This window comes from Barnesiella sp. WM24 (assembly GCF_004570975.1).
Taxonomy (GTDB): domain Bacteria; phylum Bacteroidota; class Bacteroidia; order Bacteroidales; family Muribaculaceae; genus Muribaculum.
Map to the genome: position 1 here is coordinate 49,125 of NZ_SPPC01000008.1, position 19,519 is coordinate 68,643.

18 protein-coding genes are annotated in these 19,519 nt (G+C 48.2%); all 18 read right to left on the bottom strand.

Annotated elements, in window-relative coordinates; all coding sequences use genetic code 11:
* Nucleotides 1-23 precede the first annotated feature (23 nt).
* Nucleotides 24-548, bottom strand: coding sequence for an HAD family hydrolase (locus E4T81_RS09795; protein WP_135044044.1), 525 nt, complete (start codon nucleotides 546-548; stop codon nucleotides 24-26).
* Entirely contained in the window at nucleotides 535-1,332 is a 798-nt protein-coding gene (locus tag E4T81_RS09800) for a Rossmann-like and DUF2520 domain-containing protein (protein ID WP_135044046.1), read from the bottom strand. The genes E4T81_RS09795 and E4T81_RS09800 overlap by 14 nt, the downstream gene beginning before the upstream one ends.
* Nucleotides 1,317-1,853, bottom strand: coding sequence for a nitroreductase family protein (locus tag E4T81_RS09805; RefSeq protein WP_135044048.1), 537 nt, complete (start codon nucleotides 1,851-1,853; stop codon nucleotides 1,317-1,319). Before E4T81_RS09805 ends, E4T81_RS09800 begins: the two co-directional genes overlap by 16 nt.
* Nucleotides 1,854-1,896: 43 nt before the next feature.
* Nucleotides 1,897-2,874, bottom strand: coding sequence for a hypothetical protein (locus E4T81_RS09810; RefSeq protein WP_256371513.1), 978 nt, complete (start codon nucleotides 2,872-2,874; stop codon nucleotides 1,897-1,899).
* A 207-nt stretch (nucleotides 2,875-3,081) separates the two neighbouring features.
* Entirely contained in the window at nucleotides 3,082-4,029 is a 948-nt protein-coding gene (locus tag E4T81_RS09815) for a peptidoglycan DD-metalloendopeptidase family protein (RefSeq protein ID WP_135044052.1), read from the bottom strand.
* Between the two features lie 16 nt (nucleotides 4,030-4,045).
* Nucleotides 4,046-4,507 (bottom strand): nucleoside-diphosphate kinase, encoded by a 462-nt coding sequence (gene ndk, locus E4T81_RS09820; protein WP_135044054.1) that lies wholly within the window; start codon nucleotides 4,505-4,507, stop codon nucleotides 4,046-4,048.
* 245 nt (nucleotides 4,508-4,752) lie between these two features.
* Nucleotides 4,753-6,843 (bottom strand): ATP-dependent DNA helicase RecG, encoded by a 2,091-nt coding sequence (gene recG, locus E4T81_RS09825; RefSeq protein WP_135044056.1) that lies wholly within the window; start codon nucleotides 6,841-6,843, stop codon nucleotides 4,753-4,755.
* The gene (ispD, locus tag E4T81_RS09830; RefSeq protein ID WP_135044058.1) at nucleotides 6,840-7,529 is read right to left on the bottom strand and encodes a 2-C-methyl-D-erythritol 4-phosphate cytidylyltransferase; all 690 of its coding nucleotides are present in this window, start codon (nucleotides 7,527-7,529) and stop codon (nucleotides 6,840-6,842) included. The genes recG and ispD overlap by 4 nt, the downstream gene beginning before the upstream one ends.
* Nucleotides 7,530-7,820: 291 nt before the next feature.
* On the bottom strand, nucleotides 7,821-8,639 hold the full coding sequence (locus tag E4T81_RS09835) for a UDP-2,3-diacylglucosamine diphosphatase (RefSeq protein ID WP_245207053.1): 819 nt from the start codon (nucleotides 8,637-8,639) through the stop codon (nucleotides 7,821-7,823).
* Nucleotides 8,605-8,925, bottom strand: a complete 321-nt coding sequence (locus tag E4T81_RS09840) for a metal-sulfur cluster assembly factor (protein ID WP_135044060.1) — start codon at nucleotides 8,923-8,925, stop codon at nucleotides 8,605-8,607. Before E4T81_RS09840 ends, E4T81_RS09835 begins: the two co-directional genes overlap by 35 nt.
* Before the next feature lie 38 nt (nucleotides 8,926-8,963).
* Nucleotides 8,964-10,979 (bottom strand): NAD-dependent DNA ligase LigA, encoded by a 2,016-nt coding sequence (gene ligA, locus E4T81_RS09845; protein ID WP_135044062.1) that lies wholly within the window; start codon nucleotides 10,977-10,979, stop codon nucleotides 8,964-8,966.
* A 106-nt stretch (nucleotides 10,980-11,085) separates the two neighbouring features.
* Nucleotides 11,086-12,723 carry a chaperonin GroEL gene (gene groL, locus E4T81_RS09850; RefSeq protein ID WP_135044064.1) on the bottom strand — a complete coding sequence of 546 codons (1,638 nt, stop codon included), beginning with the start codon at nucleotides 12,721-12,723 and terminating at the stop codon, nucleotides 11,086-11,088.
* Nucleotides 12,724-12,742: 19 nt separating this feature from the next.
* Nucleotides 12,743-13,018: a co-chaperone GroES gene (locus E4T81_RS09855; protein WP_135044066.1), complete on the bottom strand. Its 276-nt coding sequence runs from the start codon at nucleotides 13,016-13,018 to the stop codon at nucleotides 12,743-12,745.
* Between the two features lie 322 nt (nucleotides 13,019-13,340).
* Nucleotides 13,341-14,561 carry a bifunctional 3,4-dihydroxy-2-butanone-4-phosphate synthase/GTP cyclohydrolase II gene (locus tag E4T81_RS09860; protein WP_135044068.1) on the bottom strand — a complete coding sequence of 407 codons (1,221 nt, stop codon included), beginning with the start codon at nucleotides 14,559-14,561 and terminating at the stop codon, nucleotides 13,341-13,343.
* 7 nt (nucleotides 14,562-14,568) lie between these two features.
* On the bottom strand, nucleotides 14,569-16,497 hold the full coding sequence (locus tag E4T81_RS09865) for an LptF/LptG family permease (protein ID WP_209308181.1): 1,929 nt from the start codon (nucleotides 16,495-16,497) through the stop codon (nucleotides 14,569-14,571).
* 61 nt (nucleotides 16,498-16,558) lie between these two features.
* Nucleotides 16,559-17,437: a helix-turn-helix domain-containing protein gene (locus tag E4T81_RS09870; RefSeq protein WP_135044070.1), complete on the bottom strand. Its 879-nt coding sequence runs from the start codon at nucleotides 17,435-17,437 to the stop codon at nucleotides 16,559-16,561.
* Between the two features lie 133 nt (nucleotides 17,438-17,570).
* Nucleotides 17,571-18,581, bottom strand: coding sequence for a DNA cytosine methyltransferase (locus tag E4T81_RS09875; protein WP_135044071.1), 1,011 nt, complete (start codon nucleotides 18,579-18,581; stop codon nucleotides 17,571-17,573).
* On the bottom strand, nucleotides 18,581-19,435 hold the full coding sequence (locus E4T81_RS09880; RefSeq protein ID WP_135044073.1) for an NgoPII family restriction endonuclease: 855 nt from the start codon (nucleotides 19,433-19,435) through the stop codon (nucleotides 18,581-18,583). Before E4T81_RS09880 ends, E4T81_RS09875 begins: the two co-directional genes overlap by 1 nt.
* Nucleotides 19,436-19,519 lie beyond the last annotated feature (84 nt).

Sequence of the window (19,519 nt, forward strand, 5' to 3'; positions counted from 1 at the left end):
TTGGGGTTAACGTATAGGGTTGATTACCATCCGAATGCCTTTTCTGATGACATCCAGCAGTCTTGTGCTTTCATTATTTCTTCAATCAGGTCGCGTGCCACACCGTAGCCGCCGTTTACCGGCGAGATATATCGTGCCGCTTCTCTGATTTCTGTGGCAGCGTCGGCGGGGGCGACAGGGAGTCCTACGTGACACATCGACTCATAGTCGGGAATGTCGTCGCCGACAAATGCTACCTCCTCCGGCTTGAGCCCGTAACATTCCATCCACTCCTTGAGTATATTTATTTTGACTCCCGCCTTCATGTATATATCCTTGATGCCGAGGGCGGCAAATCTTGTTCTTATCGCCTCGCTGTCGGCTCCTGTTATTATGGATAGTATATAGCCGTGTTTTACCGCGAGCTGTAACGCGTAGCCATCTTTGATATTTACCATTCTCGATGGGACGCCGTTTTCGCCAAGCGGAATCGTGGAGGGTGACAACACTCCGTCTACATCAAAGGCTATCGCGCGAATTTTGCCAAGGTCATAATTAATCTTGCTCATGAGGATAGTATTGTTTTATAATGCTTTCTGAAAGAATGGAATATAGCTCTTTATTCTCTCCGTCAAGCATTTCAAGGTGCTTGTTGATGATTTTCCTGTCGTTTCTTCGAGCCGGTCCTGTCTGTCCTTCCCGGGGAGTCACCTCGCAGGCTTTTGCGAGCATTGCTTCTACAAGCGGGCGCATTGTCTCGAATCCAAGTCCAAGTTCTTTAAGCAGCGATGCAGAGATGTCCCATAGCCTGTTGGTGAAATTGCAGGCAAATACCGCGGCGATATGCAGCTTTGCCCTGTGTTCACTGTCGGCATAATAGACCTTTTCTGAGATAAGTGATGCATATTGCTTGAGAAGTCTCGCTGTCTCAGGGTTGTTGCCCTCTATGAATATCGGCACCTCGTGCATATTGACATCGACATCCTTGGAAAATGTCTGCATCGGGTAAAATACGCCATAGTCGCATGAAATTGCGGCAAGTGCTTCCATCCCTACAGAGCCTGAGGTGTGTGCCCACAAGCCACCCACGCCTTTGAGCTTTTGTGCTATCTCGGCTATGGCGTCATCTTTTACCGATATGATATATAACCCCGCGTCAGTGCATAGCGAATCAAGACTGTCAATAGCCTGTGCCCCTACTTTTGCGGCAAGGACTTCTGCTCCTGACAGATTATGGTTGTATATTTGCCTGACGTGAGTGTGTCGCGCAAGATTTATCGCAAGATGTGTCGCGACATTGCCGGCACCGAGTATTACAACTCCACCTTCAATCCCGTTCAGCGTTCTTTCCATGTGCCTATATGCACTTTTTCCCAAAGGAGCTTATCGGTTGCCTGAGGCTTGCGCTCTTCTGCCTTGTGTCCGAGAGTTATTATGCACACAGGCAGTATTATATCGGGCATTTCAAGCAGATTTTGCACGTATGTCTCCGACTCCATGTCGTTTGCCGTGTATCTTCCGCGGAGCTGTATCCAGCAGCTTCCGAGTCCGAGGTCCTGAGCCTGTAGCTGAATATAGGTAGCGGCTATTGCTGCGTCTTCAATCCAGGGGTCGGTGGCCTCTACATCCACAGCCACCACGATTGCGAGTGAGCACCCGGCTACAGGTCCTGCTCCGTGTTCCTTGCACTTGCTTAAAGCTTCAAGCACAGCGGAGTCCTCCACTACTACGAAATGCCAGGGGCGTGTGCTTTTTGATGACGGAGCCATGAGTGCGGCTTCAAGGATTGTCTTTACGTCCTCGGGATTAATCTCTTCTTCTGTATATCGGCGTATGCTGCGTCGATTGACAATAAGGTTATGAAAATCGCTCATAAGATATTGTGCTGGTAAATATATGAGAAAATTGATGTCGGGATTAACGACGGCACACCCATGCGTTAGGGTATCTTATCGCATATTGGTCAATAGTTACCGGTTGGCGCGCCATGTCAATGGTGCTGCCGGTTGCGATATATACACGGAATCTTCCGTCGGCTTCAGTAATTTCCATTCTGTCGCCATGATTTTGAGAGGCGATATATTCCTTTGCTTTCTCCAGCGTGGGGAGTGACGCTACTATAAGGTAATATCTGTCAGACGGGTCAAGATGCAATGTTGCGGCAGGTACGGTGTTTTGTGTGATTTCAGCGACTGCAACGCTTTTGATGATACTGCTTTCTTCCTTTGCGGGAAGAGCGATACGCAAGTCAAGGTCGGGCTGTGACACAGGCTCAAACATCGGTTCTTCAATATGAGACGTGGATGTGATGCCGCTTGCGATACCGGCAAATGCCGCCTTGTTTTCAATAATCGGGGTGGTCATTGTCACGCCCAGGCATAAGAGTAGGGCGATTGATGCCGCTATGTTAAGAACACGACGGCGCACAGAAGATGTGTTTGCCTGTTCTGAAGCAGTGGCTTCAGCCTCGTTTCTGACAGTTTCCGATATCGGGGTCATGGCTATTGCCCGTAATCCGGCAAGGCGAGGGGTGATGGCTGTCTTTGAAAAAGGCTCAAAGGTTATGGCGCCATTGTCGCTGCGGCTGAATATGCCTAAGCGTCCGAGAGCAAATTCACCTGAGTTTTCAAGTTGAAGCTTTAATGCCGCCACTTCTTTCGACAGCATTGCCATAGCATTATCAAAGGTTGTCTCTGTCCCTCTTGCTATTGATGATGCGAGCAGTCCGTCATTGTGGGTGATGTCGGGATTGAATCCAAGGGTGCGTGACGGCGGAAACATGCAACCAAGCTCACGGTCAATATACGCCGGACGGTAATGGGCTATGATAGCTCCAAAACCGGGTATTGCCACACATTCGTGTCGCAGCATCAAGTACTCAATATGACGTATCATCAAATTCACAATACAAAGTTACGGAGTTGCCGTCAGATTTCAAAATGTTAATTTAATTTATTTGTTCGGCAGTTATCAACAAAGTTATCAACACAGTTATTTACACTGTTGTCAACACCGCGCGGATATTCAAGGAAAAGGTCACCGGTTTTTCCGGTGACCTTTTGTATAAATCCTATTGAGAAGAATGTATTGAAGCGTATTGTTTTATCTTACTTTCAAGGGTTTGCCGGCTGTAAGGGTTGTTGTGCGGCTTATGCCGTTGAGCTTGCACAGCTTGTCGACTGTAGTGCCGTTGGCTTTTGCTATTTTAGAAAGCGTGTCGCCCTTCTTTATTCTGACAGTTGACGAATTTCCCGATTTGCTTGAAGAGGCAACTGCTTTTGTGGATTTCTTCTTTGGCGAGTAGTCGCGAGAGTTCTGGTAGGTACTCTTGTTGAATGTAAACTCGTCAGTATGAGTTGTCTGGTTGGCAAAGTCGAAAATTGCTGCGGGATTTATCGCATATCCCATATAGCGTGTCTCGAAGTGGAGATGGGGTCCGGTCGAACGTCCGGTGTTGCCGCCGAGTGCGATAGGATCACCTGCCTTTACATATTCATCGGGCTTTACAAGGAATTTTGACAAGTGACCGTACACGGTCTCAAGCCCGTTTTCGTGGCGAACGATTACATAATATCCGTAACCTTTGCGCTCAAATTTGGTGAGTCTCACCTTTCCGTCAAATGCAGCACGTATCGTGTCGCCTATCTGCACTTTGAGGTCGATTCCTTTGTGCATACGGCGGAACCTCGGACGATATCCGTAGGGTGATGTCACGTAGCCGTTGGTAGGCATGGCAAAATTACTTACATCTATCTTTTTTGTCTCCGGAACATCTGAGCTGCGGTAGGGATTGACGGTTCCGCTGTCCCATCCTTCGGTGTAGATGTCCATTTCGGGCTCTTCTTCTTCATTGAAGATATTGTCCATGTAATCAAGCGTTTCTTTCAGCTTGATCTGTTCGTCGATGTTTGTCTGGTACGCGAGCAAATCCTGGTGCTCGGCGTTGTGCTGTGCGGGTCGGCGGTTGAAATTGGTTTGTGCCGATACCGAAAGTACAGTTGCTAAAGCTAATGCCGTCGCGGCGGTAAATTTTTTGATATTAAATTGCATCGGTCTGTTTTTTCAATTAATTGGCGTCAGGCGAGTAGAAAAAGCTCAAATCAGATGGAGTGTAATCAAATATTTCTTCCGGCTTGAAGAATCTGTTTAATTCGATTTTAGCACTCTCAACGCTGTCGGAGGCATGCACGATATTCTCTTGCCCGCTCATGGAGAAGTCTCCTCTGATTGTGCCGGGGAGAGCTTTCCTTCCGTTTGTGGCTCCGGTCATTAGTCTTACGGTCTCTACGGCATCGATGCCTTTAAGACACATTACAATGACGGGAGTCGCCATCATGGAGTCCAGGATAAATGGGAAAAAAGGTTTTTCTACCAAGTGAGCATAATGCTCGCGAAGTATTGTCTCGTCAAGTTGCATCATCTTCATTCCTGTGATGATGAGTCCCTTGTCCTGAAATCTACCGATGATTTTACCGGTCAGTCCACGATGTATGGCAGAGGGCTTGAGTATTACTAAAGTTTGCTCCATGTCAGTTTTGATATTTTAACCTTTTCTTACGTCTGTACTTCAAATATAAGAAATTTTCCGCTTGGGTTGAATACATTGTCAAGACAAAAAGTGCAAAAAATATCAACAGAAATTAAAATGTCGAGATAAAACACTGTTAATCAGATGTTTTATAGAAATATGTTTTACAACATGTTTTCAAACTTCCTTGTTGTCGTGCCTGTTTCTCGACCTGTAATAATGTTAAAATATGTTGTGTGAGGCTGTTAGCTTATGCGCGACCAGTCAACACGGTTGTTGCCCGACATGGCGAGTTCGTTGCGTAAAACTGTGTTTTCAGGTGCTTTCAGCTCCGGGTCGGTGTCAAGAACCTCGATGGCGGTGTCACGCGCGAGCTGTACAATCTGACCGTCGGTGGCAAGATTTGCAATATTCAGTTCGATAGGCATTCCGCTTTGCATTGTGCCCTCAATGTCGCCCGGGCCTCTCATTTTGAGGTCGGCTTCAGCTATGACAAATCCGTCGGTCGTCGATGTCATTATCTCGAGGCGCCGTCGCGTTTCTTTGGCTATTTTATGATGAGACATCAGTATACAGTAGCTTTTGTCGGCTCCTCTGCCAACACGTCCTCTGAGCTGATGGAGCTGCGAAAGCCCGAAACGCTCAGCATTCTCGATAAGCATCACTGTGGCGTTTGGCACATTTACCCCGACTTCTATTACAGTCGTGGCTACCATTATATGGGCTTGTCCTGATGCAAACAGTGTCATCTGGTGGTCTTTTTCCGCCGGTTTCATCTTTCCGTGTACATAACATACCTTGTATTGCGGAAAAGTTTCCCTGACAAGTTCGTAACCTTCTTCAAGACAGCGCAGGTCAAGTTTCTCGTTCTCCTTGATAAGCGGATATACGATGTATGCCTGCCGTCCTTCTTTAAGTTGCCTGCCGATTGCCTGATAGACGCTCATGCGGTTGTCGTCATACCGTAATAATGTAGTGACCGGTTTTCTTCCGGGAGGAAGCTCGTCGATGACCGATACGCTCAAGTCGCCGTAGATGGTCATGGCGAGAGTGCGGGGGATAGGGGTCGCTGTCATGACAAGGACATGAGGGGCTATGCGGTTTTTTGACCATAGTCTCGCGCGTTGGGCGACACCGAAGCGGTGTTGCTCGTCAATCACTACAAATCCGAGATTTTTGAACTGCACATTGTCCTCAATCACAGCATGGGTGCCGATTAATATGTGCAGTGACCCGTCATGGAGCTGTCGGTGAATAATGTCGCGCTCGGCTTTGCCGGTCGACCCGGTAAGCAGTTTGATGTTGATTCCGAGAGGTGCGGCAAGCTTGTATATAGTCTCGAAATGCTGAGTGGCAAGGATTTCAGTAGGCGCCATCAGGCATGCCTGGGTGTCGTTGTCAAGTGCAATCAGCATGCAGAGTAGTGCCACAAGCGTTTTGCCGCTGCCGACATCTCCCTGTAGAAGGCGGTTCATCTGCCTCCCTGTGGCAATATCGGCGCGAATCTCCTTTATCACGCGTTTTTGGGCGCCTGTAAGCTCAAAGGGCAGGCGCTCAAAATAGAACCGGTTGAAGTAATCGCCGATCCTTGAAAAGCGGAATCCGGCAAGCGCCATGTTGCGTTGGCGTGAATAGCGCTGGATGTTGAGCTGAAGATAAAACAGCTCTTCAAATTTAAGCCTGAGCTTTGCCGCGTTCAGCGCGTCGATTGACTTCGGATTATGTATGTTGACCAGGGCGTCACGCAGTGGCATGAGTCTCAGCTTCCTTATGATGTGGTCGGGCAGCGTTTCCGTCATGTGGGGCGCTGCGGCAAGGGCAGTCTGTACCCATGTGAAAATCTGCCTTGTGGCTATGCCCTGGTTGCGGAGTGTGTCGGTGAGAGGGTATATCCCGCGCAATCCCTGGGCGGCACCCGCTGAGTCGGGCATGTCTACTTCAGGATGCACCATGCTCCATTTGCCGTTAAAGCTTTCCGGTTTACCGAAAAGTATGTACTGGTTGCCGGTGTGATAGCTGTCTTTTAGCTGTTTTACCTTGCGGAACCACACGACTTCCATCGTGGTCGTCCCGTCGGTAAACACCCCTACAAGCCTTGTTTTGGCACCCTCGCCGTGAATAGCAAATGCAAGGAATCTCCCTTTGACCTGTATTGCCGGCATGTCGCCTTCAAACTGAGAGATTTTATAAAAGGTGGAGCGGTCGACATACCGGTGAGGGAAATGGTAGAGAAGGTCGCGATATGACGATATGCCAAGCTGCTTGTTCAGCAGTTCGGCACGTTTCGGACCGATTCCACGCAGAAATTTTATGTCAAGACTACGCAGGCGGTTCATTTCTCGATATAAAGCGACGCGATTTTAATGTCGTCGGGGAGCGTGATTTTTATATTGTGGGGGTCTCCGTCTACGAGTGTTATGTCGTCATGACCGGCTGCTGCCATGACCGATGCGTCGTCAGTAAAGTCGTGACGGTAGGGCAGGCTGTAGGCGTCAAGCAGCAATTTGCCGTCAAATGCCTGCGGGGTCTGGACTGCGCGAAATTCGCTGCGGTCAACCGGAGTCGAGCTTCCGTCGGGACTGAGGTGTCTCAGCGAATCACTCACCGGGACTACCGGGATTACCCCGGTCGATTGTCTTGCCGCTTCGATAATGCGTGCTACAAGTTGGCTGTCCACGACCGGACGGGCTCCGTCATGTACCATTATTATGCTTTTGCCGCTTTCCGGAATCGTGATTGTGGAAAGCGCGTTTTTGACTGATTCCCAACGTGTGCCGCCTCCGGTGACTTCAGTCGGTGAAATGAAATCATGACCGGCACACAGTTCGTGCCAGAAGTCAATATGCGCCTTGTTTAAGACTAATACTATTTTAACATTTCTGCATGCTTTTCTTAATCCGTCGATTGTGTGCATGAGAACCGGTTTGCCGTTCATGTCGCAGAACTGCTTGGGAAGGTCGGAGCCAAACCGTGTACCGGTTCCGGCTGCGACTATTATGCAATATATCGTTGTCTCAGTCATGTTTACAAAATTACTCAATACTCGCGGTTTAAGCAAAAATAAAAAGGAGCTTAATCACTTAAGCTCCTTTTTATGGGTTTCCAATAGGTACAATTTCTAAGGTAAAAAAGATTGTTTTAGGTTTGTGGTACAAAGGTCACCCTTTTTTTTGAGTTAACCAAGCAAAAAAACATGTTTAGCAACATGCTTTTGGCGAATAGCATTGCCGGTTATTCGGCTTTGATGGTGTAAATATCTGTATCATAATGGTTTGTTACTAATGTTAACAGATATTTAAATCTTTGAAATTTTCTAAATATGTACTATTTTATTAAATTCTTGTACATATCTGTATATCTCCATGGACTCTCCGTTAAATCGTGCAAACGAGAAGTGGTGAATCCAGTCGCCCAATATGATAACGTGACAATGATTTGAAATATTGTAGTCAAGCAGTACATGACGGTGACCGAATACAAAATAATCAATGTCACTGTGTACTGCGGCATATTCCCTGGCAAACCTGACGAGCGACTCTTCGTCAGGATCCTTTACGACCGGTATCTCGGCTGAGAAGTTGCGGCTTGAGCATGACCACCGGAGTGCAAACGGTATGGTCCAGCGGGGATGGATTGCGCTGTACAGCTTCTGACATGTCCTGTTGCGGAAAATTGAGCGCATTAAGCGGAACGATGGTTTTAGCTTCCCTACGCCGTCACCGTGGGACAGGAAGAATTTTTTGCCTTCAACCTCCTTTACAAGATATCCGTCGATTACAGTCACCCCTATCTCGTCGCGGAGATAGTCAAAGAGCCATATGTCATGGTTGCCGATAAACCAATAGATTTTTACTCCGGCGTCGGCAAGCGATGCAAGAGCGCCGAAAAACCTTACATATCCGCGCGGGACCACAGTCTTGTACTCAAACCAATAGTCAAGTATGTCACCGAGCATGTAAAGTTCCTTGGCATCGTCTTTTATGGATTTGAGCCATTCCACGACGCGTTTTTCGTAGTCGTGAGGGTGATCCAGATAAGTGGCTCCAAGATGCAGGTCGGAAATAAAGTATGTATATTTGCGGCTGCTCATGGGAGTGTCATAGAAATCCAAGATCCAGTTTCGCTTCTTCACTCATCATGTCTTTGTTCCATTCCGGTTCAAAGACTATGTTTATGGTCACGCTCTTCACTCCTTCTATGCTTTCCAGCTTTATGCGCGAGTCTTCTACAAGAAAGTCGGCGGCCGGACAGTTAGGCGCAGTCAGGGTCATGTCGACTGTAAGGTTGCCTTCATCATCGAGGTCAATCTTGTAAATAAGTCCGAGATTATATATGTCTACGGGTATTTCGGGGTCATATACTGTCTTGAGCAGCGTTACAGCCCGTTCTTCTATCTTGAGTCTTTCTTCAGGTGTCATAATTTTTTAGAGTGTCTAAAGTTGGTGTCTGGGATGATTTATTGATTAATCATTTTTAGAAATTCTTCTTCATTGATGATAGGAATGCCGAGGGTGCGTGCTTTTTCAAGCTTGGACGGACCCATGTTTTCTCCGGCAAATACAAAATCGGTCTTCTTTGAGATGCCGCTTACGTTTTTGCCGCCGTTTCGTTCGATTATCTCTTTATATTCATCCCGGGAATGATGGGAGAATGTTCCGCTTATTACGATTGACTTTCCTTTGAGCAGGTCGGTGCGCGATGACTCATCTTCTTCGGGAAGTGACATCTGCACTCCGGCAGCACGCAGCTGCTCTACCATTTCGCGGTTGTCGGGATTGCTGAAATAAGTGATTATGCTTTCAGCTATGCGGGGCCCGATGTCATCAATCAAGGTCAGCGATTCGGTATCGGCATTCATGAGCGAGTCAATGTCGCGCACCGCGCGTGCCAATTTTTTTGCCACGGTCTCTCCTACATAGGGTATTGAAAGGGCATATACAACGCGCTCAAACGGCACTGACTTCGACGCCTCGATGCCGTCGAGTATTCGTTCGACAGTGCGTGGTCCCATTCCCGGAAGCAGCATCATGTCTCTTGAGTGTCGGCTCAGGGTGTACAGGTCGGCGGGTGTCTTCACCCATCCGTTGCGGTAAAGGATTACAGCCATCTCTTCACCGATACCTTCGATATTCATCATGCGGCGCCCTACGAAATGCTCCAGGCGTCCACATATCTGAGGCGCGCATCCCTCCTTGTCGGGACACATCCACGCCGCTTCTCCTTCGATTCTTACAAGCGGGGTGTCACACACCGGGCAGCGGGTGACAAACTGTATCGGGTTTGCATCGGGCTGTCGTGCCGATACATCGATTCCTGTCACCTTGGGGATGATTTCGCCACCCTTTTCGACATACAGCATGTCATGGTCATGAATGTCAAGCGACCTTATGATACCCTCGTTGTGAAGTGACGCGCGTTTTACGATTGTCCCTGATAGAAGCACCGGATCCAGATTGGCTACGGGGGTGACTATGCCCATTCTGCCTACCTCAAATGACACTGATTGCAATCGGGTGAGCGCTCGTTCAGCCTGAAATTTGTAGGCTATCGCCCATCTGGGCGACTTTGCCGTGTAACCGAGGTTAAGCTGCTGGCGCAGGTCGTTGACCTTGAACACGAGACCGTCGGTGGCAACCGGCAATTCTTTTCGTGCCGTGTCCCAATGGTTGATAAATCGGTCCACCTCGTCGATGCCGTGAAGCTTGGACATGACAGGCGCGACCTTGAATCCCCATTCTTTCGCCGCAATCATGTTGTCATAATGATTGTCGGCAGGCAGGTTGTCGCCAAGCAGATAGTAGAACACGGCGTCAAGTCCGCGGCGAGCCACCTCGGCTGAATTCTGCATCTTTAATGTGCCTGACGCGGCGTTGCGCGGATTGGCAAAAAGAGGCTCTTCATTAAACTCGCGTTCTGCGTTCAGCCTGTCAAATTCTTTCCAGGGCAACACAATCTCGCCGCGTATCTCAAATTCCTCAGGCCATCCTGACCCCTGAAGCGTGAGGGGCACGCTTTTTATTGTCTTTACATTGTCGGTCACTACATCCCCGCGTTCACCGTCGCCGCGTGTTACAGCTCTTACGAGCCTGCCATGCTCATAGGTGAGCGAGATGGACGTGCCGTCATATTTCATCTCGCCTACTATTGTGAAATCCTGTCCCATGAGCGCGTCACGTGTACGCGTCACAAATTCATCGACCTCTTCGATAGAGTAAGTGTTGCCGAGCGACAGCATGGGGCGTTGGTGAAGATGCTGTGTAAACGCCTTGTTGATGTCGCTTCCGACACGTTGGGTCGGAGACAGAGGGTCGGCATATTCGGGATGCTCTTTCTCAAGTTGTTCGAGCTCCTTCATCATCATGTCAAAGTCGCGGTCGGAAATCTCGGGCGAGTTAAGCACATAATAATTATAGTTGTGGCGATTCAGCTCGTCACGCAGCCGCTCAATCTGCTGTTTGGGTTGTAGGTCCATGTCGTAGTGAAAATGAATTACTATTGCAAAGATAGCTATAAAAAAGAAGAAAAGGTCATTTCTTGATTCAGAAATGACCTTCTCATTTATGTTAAGCAGTGTCGGCTTACATCATGCCGCCCATGCCTCCCATACCCGGAGCGGGCATTGCGGGAGCGGGATTGTCTTCTTTCTTGTCGGCGATCACACACTCTGTGGTGAGGAACATTCCGGCAATTGAAGCTGCGTTTTCAAGTGCTACACGGGTTACCTTTGCCGGGTCGATGACGCCTGTCTGGAACAGGTGCTCATATTCGCCGGTGCGTGCGTTATATCCGTAGTCGCCTGAGCCATCCTTGATTTTTTGTATCACGACAGCGCCTTCAAGACCTGCGTTAGCTACAATCTGGCGAAGCGGCTCTTCGATTGCACGCTTGATGATTGCGACACCGGTGCATTCGTCGTCATTGTCACCGCATAGGCCATCAAGGCTTGCGATTGCGCGGATGTAGGCTACACCGCCTCCGGGCACGATACCCTCGGCGATAGCCGCACGGGTTGCGCTGAGAGCGTCGTCGACGCGGTCCTTCTTTTCTTTCATCTCTACTTCAGAGGGAGCGCCGATGTGAAGCACGGCAACTCCGCCTGCGAGCTTGGCAAGACGCTCATGAAGCTTTTCTTTGTCGTAGTCGCTGGTTGAGGTCTCGATCTGAGCCTTAATCTGAGCCACACGCTGTGCGATAGCCTCTTTTGAGCCGGCACCGTTGACGATAGTGGTATTTTCTTTGTTGACAGTGATTTTTTCTGCCTGACCGAGCATGTCGATTGATGCGGTCTCAAGGTTCATGCCCTTCTCCTGAGAGATGACAACGCCGCCGGTAAGCACTGCGATGTCTTCAAGCATTTCTTTGCGGCGGTCGCCAAATCCGGGAGCCTTAACCGCACAGATTTTCAGTGAGCCGCGCAGACGGTTGACAACAAGGGTGGCAAGTGCTTCCTGGTCAACGTCTTCAGCGATGATAAGCAGCGGACGTCCGCTCTGGGCTGTTGCCTCAAGGATGGGGAGCATCTCTTTGAGTGATGAAATCTTCTTATCGTAGATGAGTACGTAAGGATGATCCATCTCACACTCCATCTTCTCGGTGTTTGTAACGAAATAGGGAGAGATATAACCGCGGTCAAACTGCATGCCTTCCACGATGTCCACTGTGGTCTCTGTGCCCTTAGCCTCGTCAACCGTGATTACACCTTCTTTCTTTACCTTGCGCATTGCCTCAGCGATGAGCTTGCCGATTTCGGCATCGTTGTTGGCCGATACACGTGCCACGTCCTCGATTTTCTTGAGGTCGTCGCCTACTTCCTCAGCCTGCGACTTGATGCTCTCTACGACAGCAGCGACAGCCTTGTCTATGCCTCGCTTGATATCCATGGGGTTGGCACCTGCAGCAACGTTTTTAAGACCGACGTTGACAATTGCCTGTGCAAGCACGGTAGCTGTAGTAGTACCGTCGCCGGCATCGTCACCGGTCTTGGAGGCTACTTCCTTCACGAGCTGTGCGCCCATGTTCTGGAAGGGGTCTTCAAGCTCAACTTCGCGTGCTACCGACACACCGTCTTTTGTGATATGGGGTGCGCCGAATTTCTTCTCGATAATCACGTTGCGGCCTTTCGGACCAAGAGTGACTTTCACGGCGTCAGCGAGAGCGTCAACGCCTTTTTTCAGCTCTTCACGAGCCTTGATGTCAAATTTAATTTCTTTTGCCATGGTTATGTTATGCTTTTAATTATTCAGTAACGATTGCCAAAATGTCAGATTGACGCATGATGAGAAGTTTCTCGCCGTCAAGTTCAATCTCTGTTCCGGCGTATTTGCCAAACATCACTACATCATTTACCTTTACTACCATCTCTTCATCTTTGGTGCCGTTGCCTACGGCGATTGCTGTGCCGCGAAGCGGTTTCTCCTTGGCTGAATCGGGGATTATGATACCTGAAAGGGTCTTTTCCTCTGCTGGAGTGGGCTTGATGAGCACTCGGTCGGCAAGTGGTTTGATATTCATGACTGTTGTTATTTAAAGTTTGATTATGTTATTTAGTTTTATTTTCTGTTATACGATATAGCATATTTTGTGCCAAATCCTTTTTCTGACATGACGGTTGACAAAATGTCACCCTGCCGCTTTGCACTATATATCTCAACAATAGTGACTGCGCGCAGGTTCATCGGCTATAATATAATAATGTGAAATAAATGTTGTGATGTCATGTGAGGGCGCGTAAATGTCAGTTTGTCATTTTTTGTAAGCCTGCCGGTTAAAAAGACAGTCTCATGTCAATGGTTTTGACATGAGACTGCGTTATATCGGTTTCCGTGTCGGATGCTTACATGTGTAGGTCGTGCAGGTCGTGACCCATACGCTCTTTTTTTGTGCGCATGTAGCGGAGGTTATATTCGTTAGGTTTCACCTCGATGGGCACATTGTCAGTGATTTCAAGCCCGTAGGCCTCAAGCCCTACACGCTTTACGGGATTGTTGGTCATGAGCCTCATCTTGCGTATGCCTATTTCACGCAATATCTGGGCTCCGACTCCATAGTCGCGTTCGTCGGCGAGGTGTCCGAGGCAGATGTTGGCGTCTACAGTGTCCATGCCGCCTTCCTGAAGCTTGTAGGCCTTCATCTTCTCCATCAGTCCTATGCCTCTGCCTTCCTGGTTCAGATAGATTACTGCGCCTCGTCCTTCTTTTTCAATCATCTGCAAGGCGCGGTGGAGCTGCTCGCCGCAGTCGCAGCGTTGCGAGCCGAATATGTCGCCTGTCGCACATGATGAGTGTACTCTTACGAGCACCGGCTCGTCGCTTGAAGTGATGTCGCCTTTGATGATAGCGATATGTTCAAGCCCGTTGCTTTTCTGACGGAACGGAATCAGACGGAAATGCCCGTATTCCGTGGGCATGTCGACTTCGACACCCTTCTCGACAAGCGACTCCTGCTTGAGCCTGTAGGCAATCAGGTCTTTTATTGATATGAGTTTCATGCCCCATTCGTCGGCGAGCTTTCTCAGCTCGGGCAGGCGTGCCATTGTTCCGTCGTCGCTCATTATCTCCATAAGCGCGGCTGCAGGGTATAGACCTGCGAGGCGTGACAGGTCGACGGCGGCTTCAGTGTGTCCGGCGCGTCTTAACACTCCTTTATCCTGGGCATAGAGTGGATTGATGTGACCCGGTCTGCCGAATGTCTCCGGCTTGGAAGCGGGGTCGGCAAGGGCGCGTATCGTCGCAGCGCGGTCTTCGATGCTGACACCGGTGGAGCATCCTTCGAGCTTGTCGACGGTGACTGTAAACGGAGTCCCGAGCATTGATGTATTGTTGTCGACCTGATGGGGCAGCTCAAGCTCTTCGCAGCGTGAGATGGTGAGCGGCACACAGAGCACACCTCTGGCATGTTTCAGCATGAAGTTCACTTGCTCGGGAGTGATTTTTTCGGCGGCTACAATCAGGTCGCCCTCGTTTTCCCTGTCTTCGTCATCAACCACGATTACAAATTTTCCTTCACGAAAATCCTTTAATGCGTCTTCGATTGAGTCAAGTCTTATTTTGTCCATATGTGATTTAGGTGTTAATGTCATTAGTGTTAACCTCCAAGAGGGCTATAAGTTCGTTGTCGGTAGTGATAATATGCTCAAGTTCCTCTTTCAGCTTGCGCTGGCAACGGGTGCCCCAGAGGTAGATGGGGATTCCTACGGGGAATATTGCGATGAAAGACCATCCGATCGCTTTATAGTCGGTGGGGTGATAAAACCACAGGCTTCTCATTACGGGGAGTTCCATCAGCTTCAATATGACGACGCGGTTTCGCGAGTTTGCCATGTAGTCGACTGTCTGTTCAAGCATCGCGTTTATGGAGTGTATCTCGCGTCGGTCATAGCCGTTCAGCCAATAATTGACATAAGATTCTCTTCCCGGATAACGGTCTATGAACTCGCGGCACATCTTTGACAGCGCCGTGATTTTTTCCTTGGCGGTGGTGATGTCGACTTCATCGATTACGACTTCTTTTACTGTCAGGTTGCGGGTCTCGCCTTTGCCAAACAGTTTTCTGAAGAAGTTGACGTAAGCGTCCTTGTTGAACACTGCAGAGTCGTTAACCGCCTTGTAGGTGAGAAATATACCCAACGGTAGCAATACGAATGTCGACAGCCATATTCCTTCCCACACTTCGACATGTCCGTCGCGTGCAAGCTTGTAGCCGGAGTTGTCAATAATGTAATATATGATAAACAGTATTACCGAGATTACGAGAGGCATGCCGAGACCTCCTTTGCGGATGATGGCTCCAAGCGGGGCGCCAATGAAGAAAAACACAAGACACGCCACTGACAGGGTGAATTTTTTCATCATCTCGATTCCGTGGCGGCGTATTGTGGTGCGGTCATCGTTCATCGCAAATGATTTGAACTCGTAGTCCTGCTTTGCGCGTCGCGCTTTTGATAGCGCCTGGTTTATGTAGGATTTTGCAAATGCAGGATTGGTCCCGCGGAATATTGAATCGATGTCTACGGGGCGGTCAAGCGAGACTTCGGTCTGCTGACGTCGTTCCATGCCATTGGGGGTGCGGACGGTAGTGTAGTAGCTTATCCCGAGGTATGGTATTTCACGCAAGGCCTTTCCATAGATGTCGCCCACACTGTCGACACGCGCGTTTACGGAGTCGATAGTAGCCTGCAGCTCCTTGATATTTTTCCCGACATACTGGTTACGCATGCCGCTTTCATCCATGCGGTTAAAGTTGGCGTCAAATGTGATTAACACCTCTTTGTCGTCAAATGACTCGCGGCGATAAGGCACATTGTTTGACGATATGCCGCTTTGCTCGCGCAGGTTCTCAAACTGTTCCCCTTGCCAGAGCTTTAGGAAAAGGTGAGACTTGTCGTCGGTCATTGACATCTTACCTGAGTCGGCATATATTATGGTGGCATTGTCGGAACCCTTGCTTACGTTGTATATAAGCAGGTTATGCAATACTCCTGTTTCCTGGTCTTTTTTCTCCACAAAAAGGTTAAAACCCGGTATCTGGTCGTAAAACACGCCTTCCGGTATGTCAAGTTCAGGCGATTTCTGTCTCATGGAGTAGAGCAGGGTCCACATCTTTGTCTGCGCGATAGGCAGCACATTGTTCTGGAAGAAAAACGCGCCGATTGCCACAAATACCATAAGGACTATGAGCGGGCGCATGGAGCGGATGAGCGACACACCGGACGCTTTCATAGCGGTAAGCTCAAATTGCTCGCCAAGATTGCCGAATGTCATGAGCGATGCAAGAAGTATGGCGAGAGGTAGCGCAAGCGGCACCATTGTCAATGCCGCATAGAAAAACAGTTCTCCGATTACGCTCATTTCAAGCCCCTTGCCTACGAGGTCGTCGATGTAGCGCCATAGAAATTGCATCAACACGATGAAGAGGCATATAAAGAATGTCATCATGAACAGAGGCAGGAAGCTCTGGAGCATGAACAGATATAGTCGCTTTATTCTAAACATCGGGTTAATTGATTTTCAGCCGGCAAAGTTACAATAATTAATGTATTCATGCAATTAATTGCTATGTTGCTGATGCGCCGGCGCGGAAAGCGCGGGGCGACATTCCTGTCAGATGCTTGAAATATTTGCCGAAAAATGACTGGTTGGGGAAGTTCAGTTTGGTGCTTACTTCCTGGATGGTGAGTCCGGTGTTCTGTAATAACAGCTTTGCCTCAAGAATCACGTAAGAGTCTATCCATTCGCCGGCGGTCCTTCCGCTGGCATCTTTTACTGTGGCTGACAGGTGTTTGGGCGACACACACAACTTTCCCGCATAATAGGCTACCGAGCGTTCTTTGGTGCAGTTAGCCTCTACCTCTTGCAGGAATTTGTAAAACAGCGCGTCTCTTCTGCGTGTCATCGCTGCCGCGTCGATACTGTGGTAAGAGCTGTAAAGCCCCAGCGTCTCGTAAAACATGGCCTCGATTACCGAGCGAATGACTTTGTCGCGATATTGGTGTCCGGCGCTGTAAGCCTTGCGCCTGAGCAGGGCGCGAAGCTCTATCTGGCTTGCCGCGTCTTCAGCAGAAAGAGTGATTACGGGATTGTCGCGAAACAGGGTGAAACAAGGAAGCATCTTGGAGAATGTCGATATTGAGTCACCGAAAAATTTAGTGCTTACGACAATGAAATGCCCCTTGAAGTTTTCGGAGGCTTTGTAGCTGCGCAATACGTGTCCGGGCTTGAGTATCATAAGCATGCGCCCGGTCAATTGCCGGCTCGTGGAGTCGTAATCTATGGAAAGAGAGCCGTCTTCACATAATATTGACAGGATAAAGTCAATTTTTGCCGGCAGTTTCATCCCCTTGATGTCATCAAGGGAGTCAATCACGGCTATGTCATCGATATAAGCCGCAATTTCCGAAGAGGGTGGTATGTGGTCTATCGTTGTTATGCTCATGGTGTGAATTACGCAGTGTTACGGTTACTTCTATTACAAAGATAAGGAGAGTTGCCAACATAAGAATGGATTTAGACAGAAAAATGTTGACAAGTATCCTTGATGGCAATACTTAGATTATTAAGTCGCGCTCTCAGTCTTGATAGTTTACGCCACTTCTGTCAAGCGCACCACGGATACTCATTGCCACATGATAGGCAAGGTTTATCGGCACGGCATTGCCTATCATCTTATATCCCATGTTGACGTCAGTATAGAGGAATATGTGGTCGTCAGGGAATGTCTGTATCCTGGCTACCTCACGTACTGACATTCGTCGATACAGATGTTCCTTACCCGGGACAAAGATTTGTTCATTTTTTTCAACTTTAATCATTTTTGGTGCCTGAGGATGAAGCTGACACTGGCGACCGCTCGCCTGGACGGTAAAACCAGGCTCATCCCAACTCCTCACTCTATTGCGTGACATGAATATCGGAGAGTAAGAACCTATGAAATATTCATGGTTGGGAACAGCACATCTGTTCCCGTTTGTCCGATTCTTTTCAAGGGCGGGAATAGCATTATCTTTTAAGTCCCATATGCATTCACGTAGTGTCGGTTTGTGTGTGCATGGAACTGGATACTCGAAGTTGTGAATATTTAGATCTTTACGGAATCCGATATAGAAAACGCGGTCGCGGTCTTCAGGTACATCAAAGTCATTGGCATTAAGCATCTTGAGGTTGACGTCATATCCCGCTTCGTCAAAAAGTTGCAAAAAGCCTATGACGGCTTCGGAATGACGTTTAGCCAACATACCCGAGACATTCTCTGCGACAAAGAATAATGGTTGAACAGTTTTCAAGATCCTGATATACTCGTAAAACAGCTGTCCACGCGCATCCTTTATCCCTTTAAGGCTGCCTGCCTCGCTCCATGACTGGCAAGGAGGTCCCCCTATAATACCTGTAACATGTTTGGGAAACTCGTTATCTCTTACGTTTCTGATGTCACCTTCGATTAGATGCGTATCAGGGAAATTGACCCTGAATGTCGGGCAGATTTTAGGGTCAAACTCGTTTGCTACAATCGTGCGGAAGCCTGCATTGTGAAAACCTTTGTCAAGACCGCCGGCTCCGGAAAATAAACTAATTAGGTTCATTAATAATAATATACAATAAGCTTGGAGTTTATGTATTTGGCTGGATTCTTCGGATCTGCTATCTTTTGATCAGATATTGATACCCTATTCTTCATGCAGAATTTTTCAAACTCATCAGTGTTTTCAAATTCATCGTACTTGTACTTGGGAATCAATGCGGTCAGTTTGAACGTGTAGCCTTTTATTTCTTTTGTCAAATCTTTAAAAAGTTGAAATGGAGTATCAATTAGCCACATGCCACGTACCCTAAGATCTGATATCCCAAGGTGGTCGACCTTGTTGATTCTTGCAAGTTCACCGGTTTCTGCAACTGTCACTTCTTCAATCAATTTGATGCCATCCTTTATTGCATTCTCTACTTTTTCATAGATTTCATGGGTGTCGCAATACAAGTCACCATATACAAAGAATATGTCTTGTAATTCTTCGTTCTCTACTGCTCCAACAACGTAAAGCATGTCTTTCTCTTCCCAGTCTTCTTCGCAATCGCGGCATGCTTTACATATCTTTGGATTGTCACGGCGAAGCTTGTTTTTGGGATAGCTGCTGTTCAATTGGAGTTGAGCGGCGCCAATGGTTTTTATTTTCTTTATTTCAATAGCATCACTGTTGGTAAGAATTGCATCCGGTGGATTTGTATTGTTGCCGATATAGGAAAATGTTTCATTGTGAGCCTGCCGAATAGATTGATAGTCTTGTCCTAAGCAGTTTGCAAAGGCATCCTTTACATAATCCTCAAGGGCAGCCCCCATCTGGTTCGCTCTATTCTGGATATTTTCCTGCCGATTTTCAGCCACTTTGAGTGAAGACCTGTTTACAATTGCCTGTATGGCTGTCAGTATATTGCCGCCCATATTTTCTTTTGCTGTTATTTAAAATCTTAAACTGTTTTGGATTTGGTGTAAAAGTAATAAATTTCTACAATATAGCACGATTTT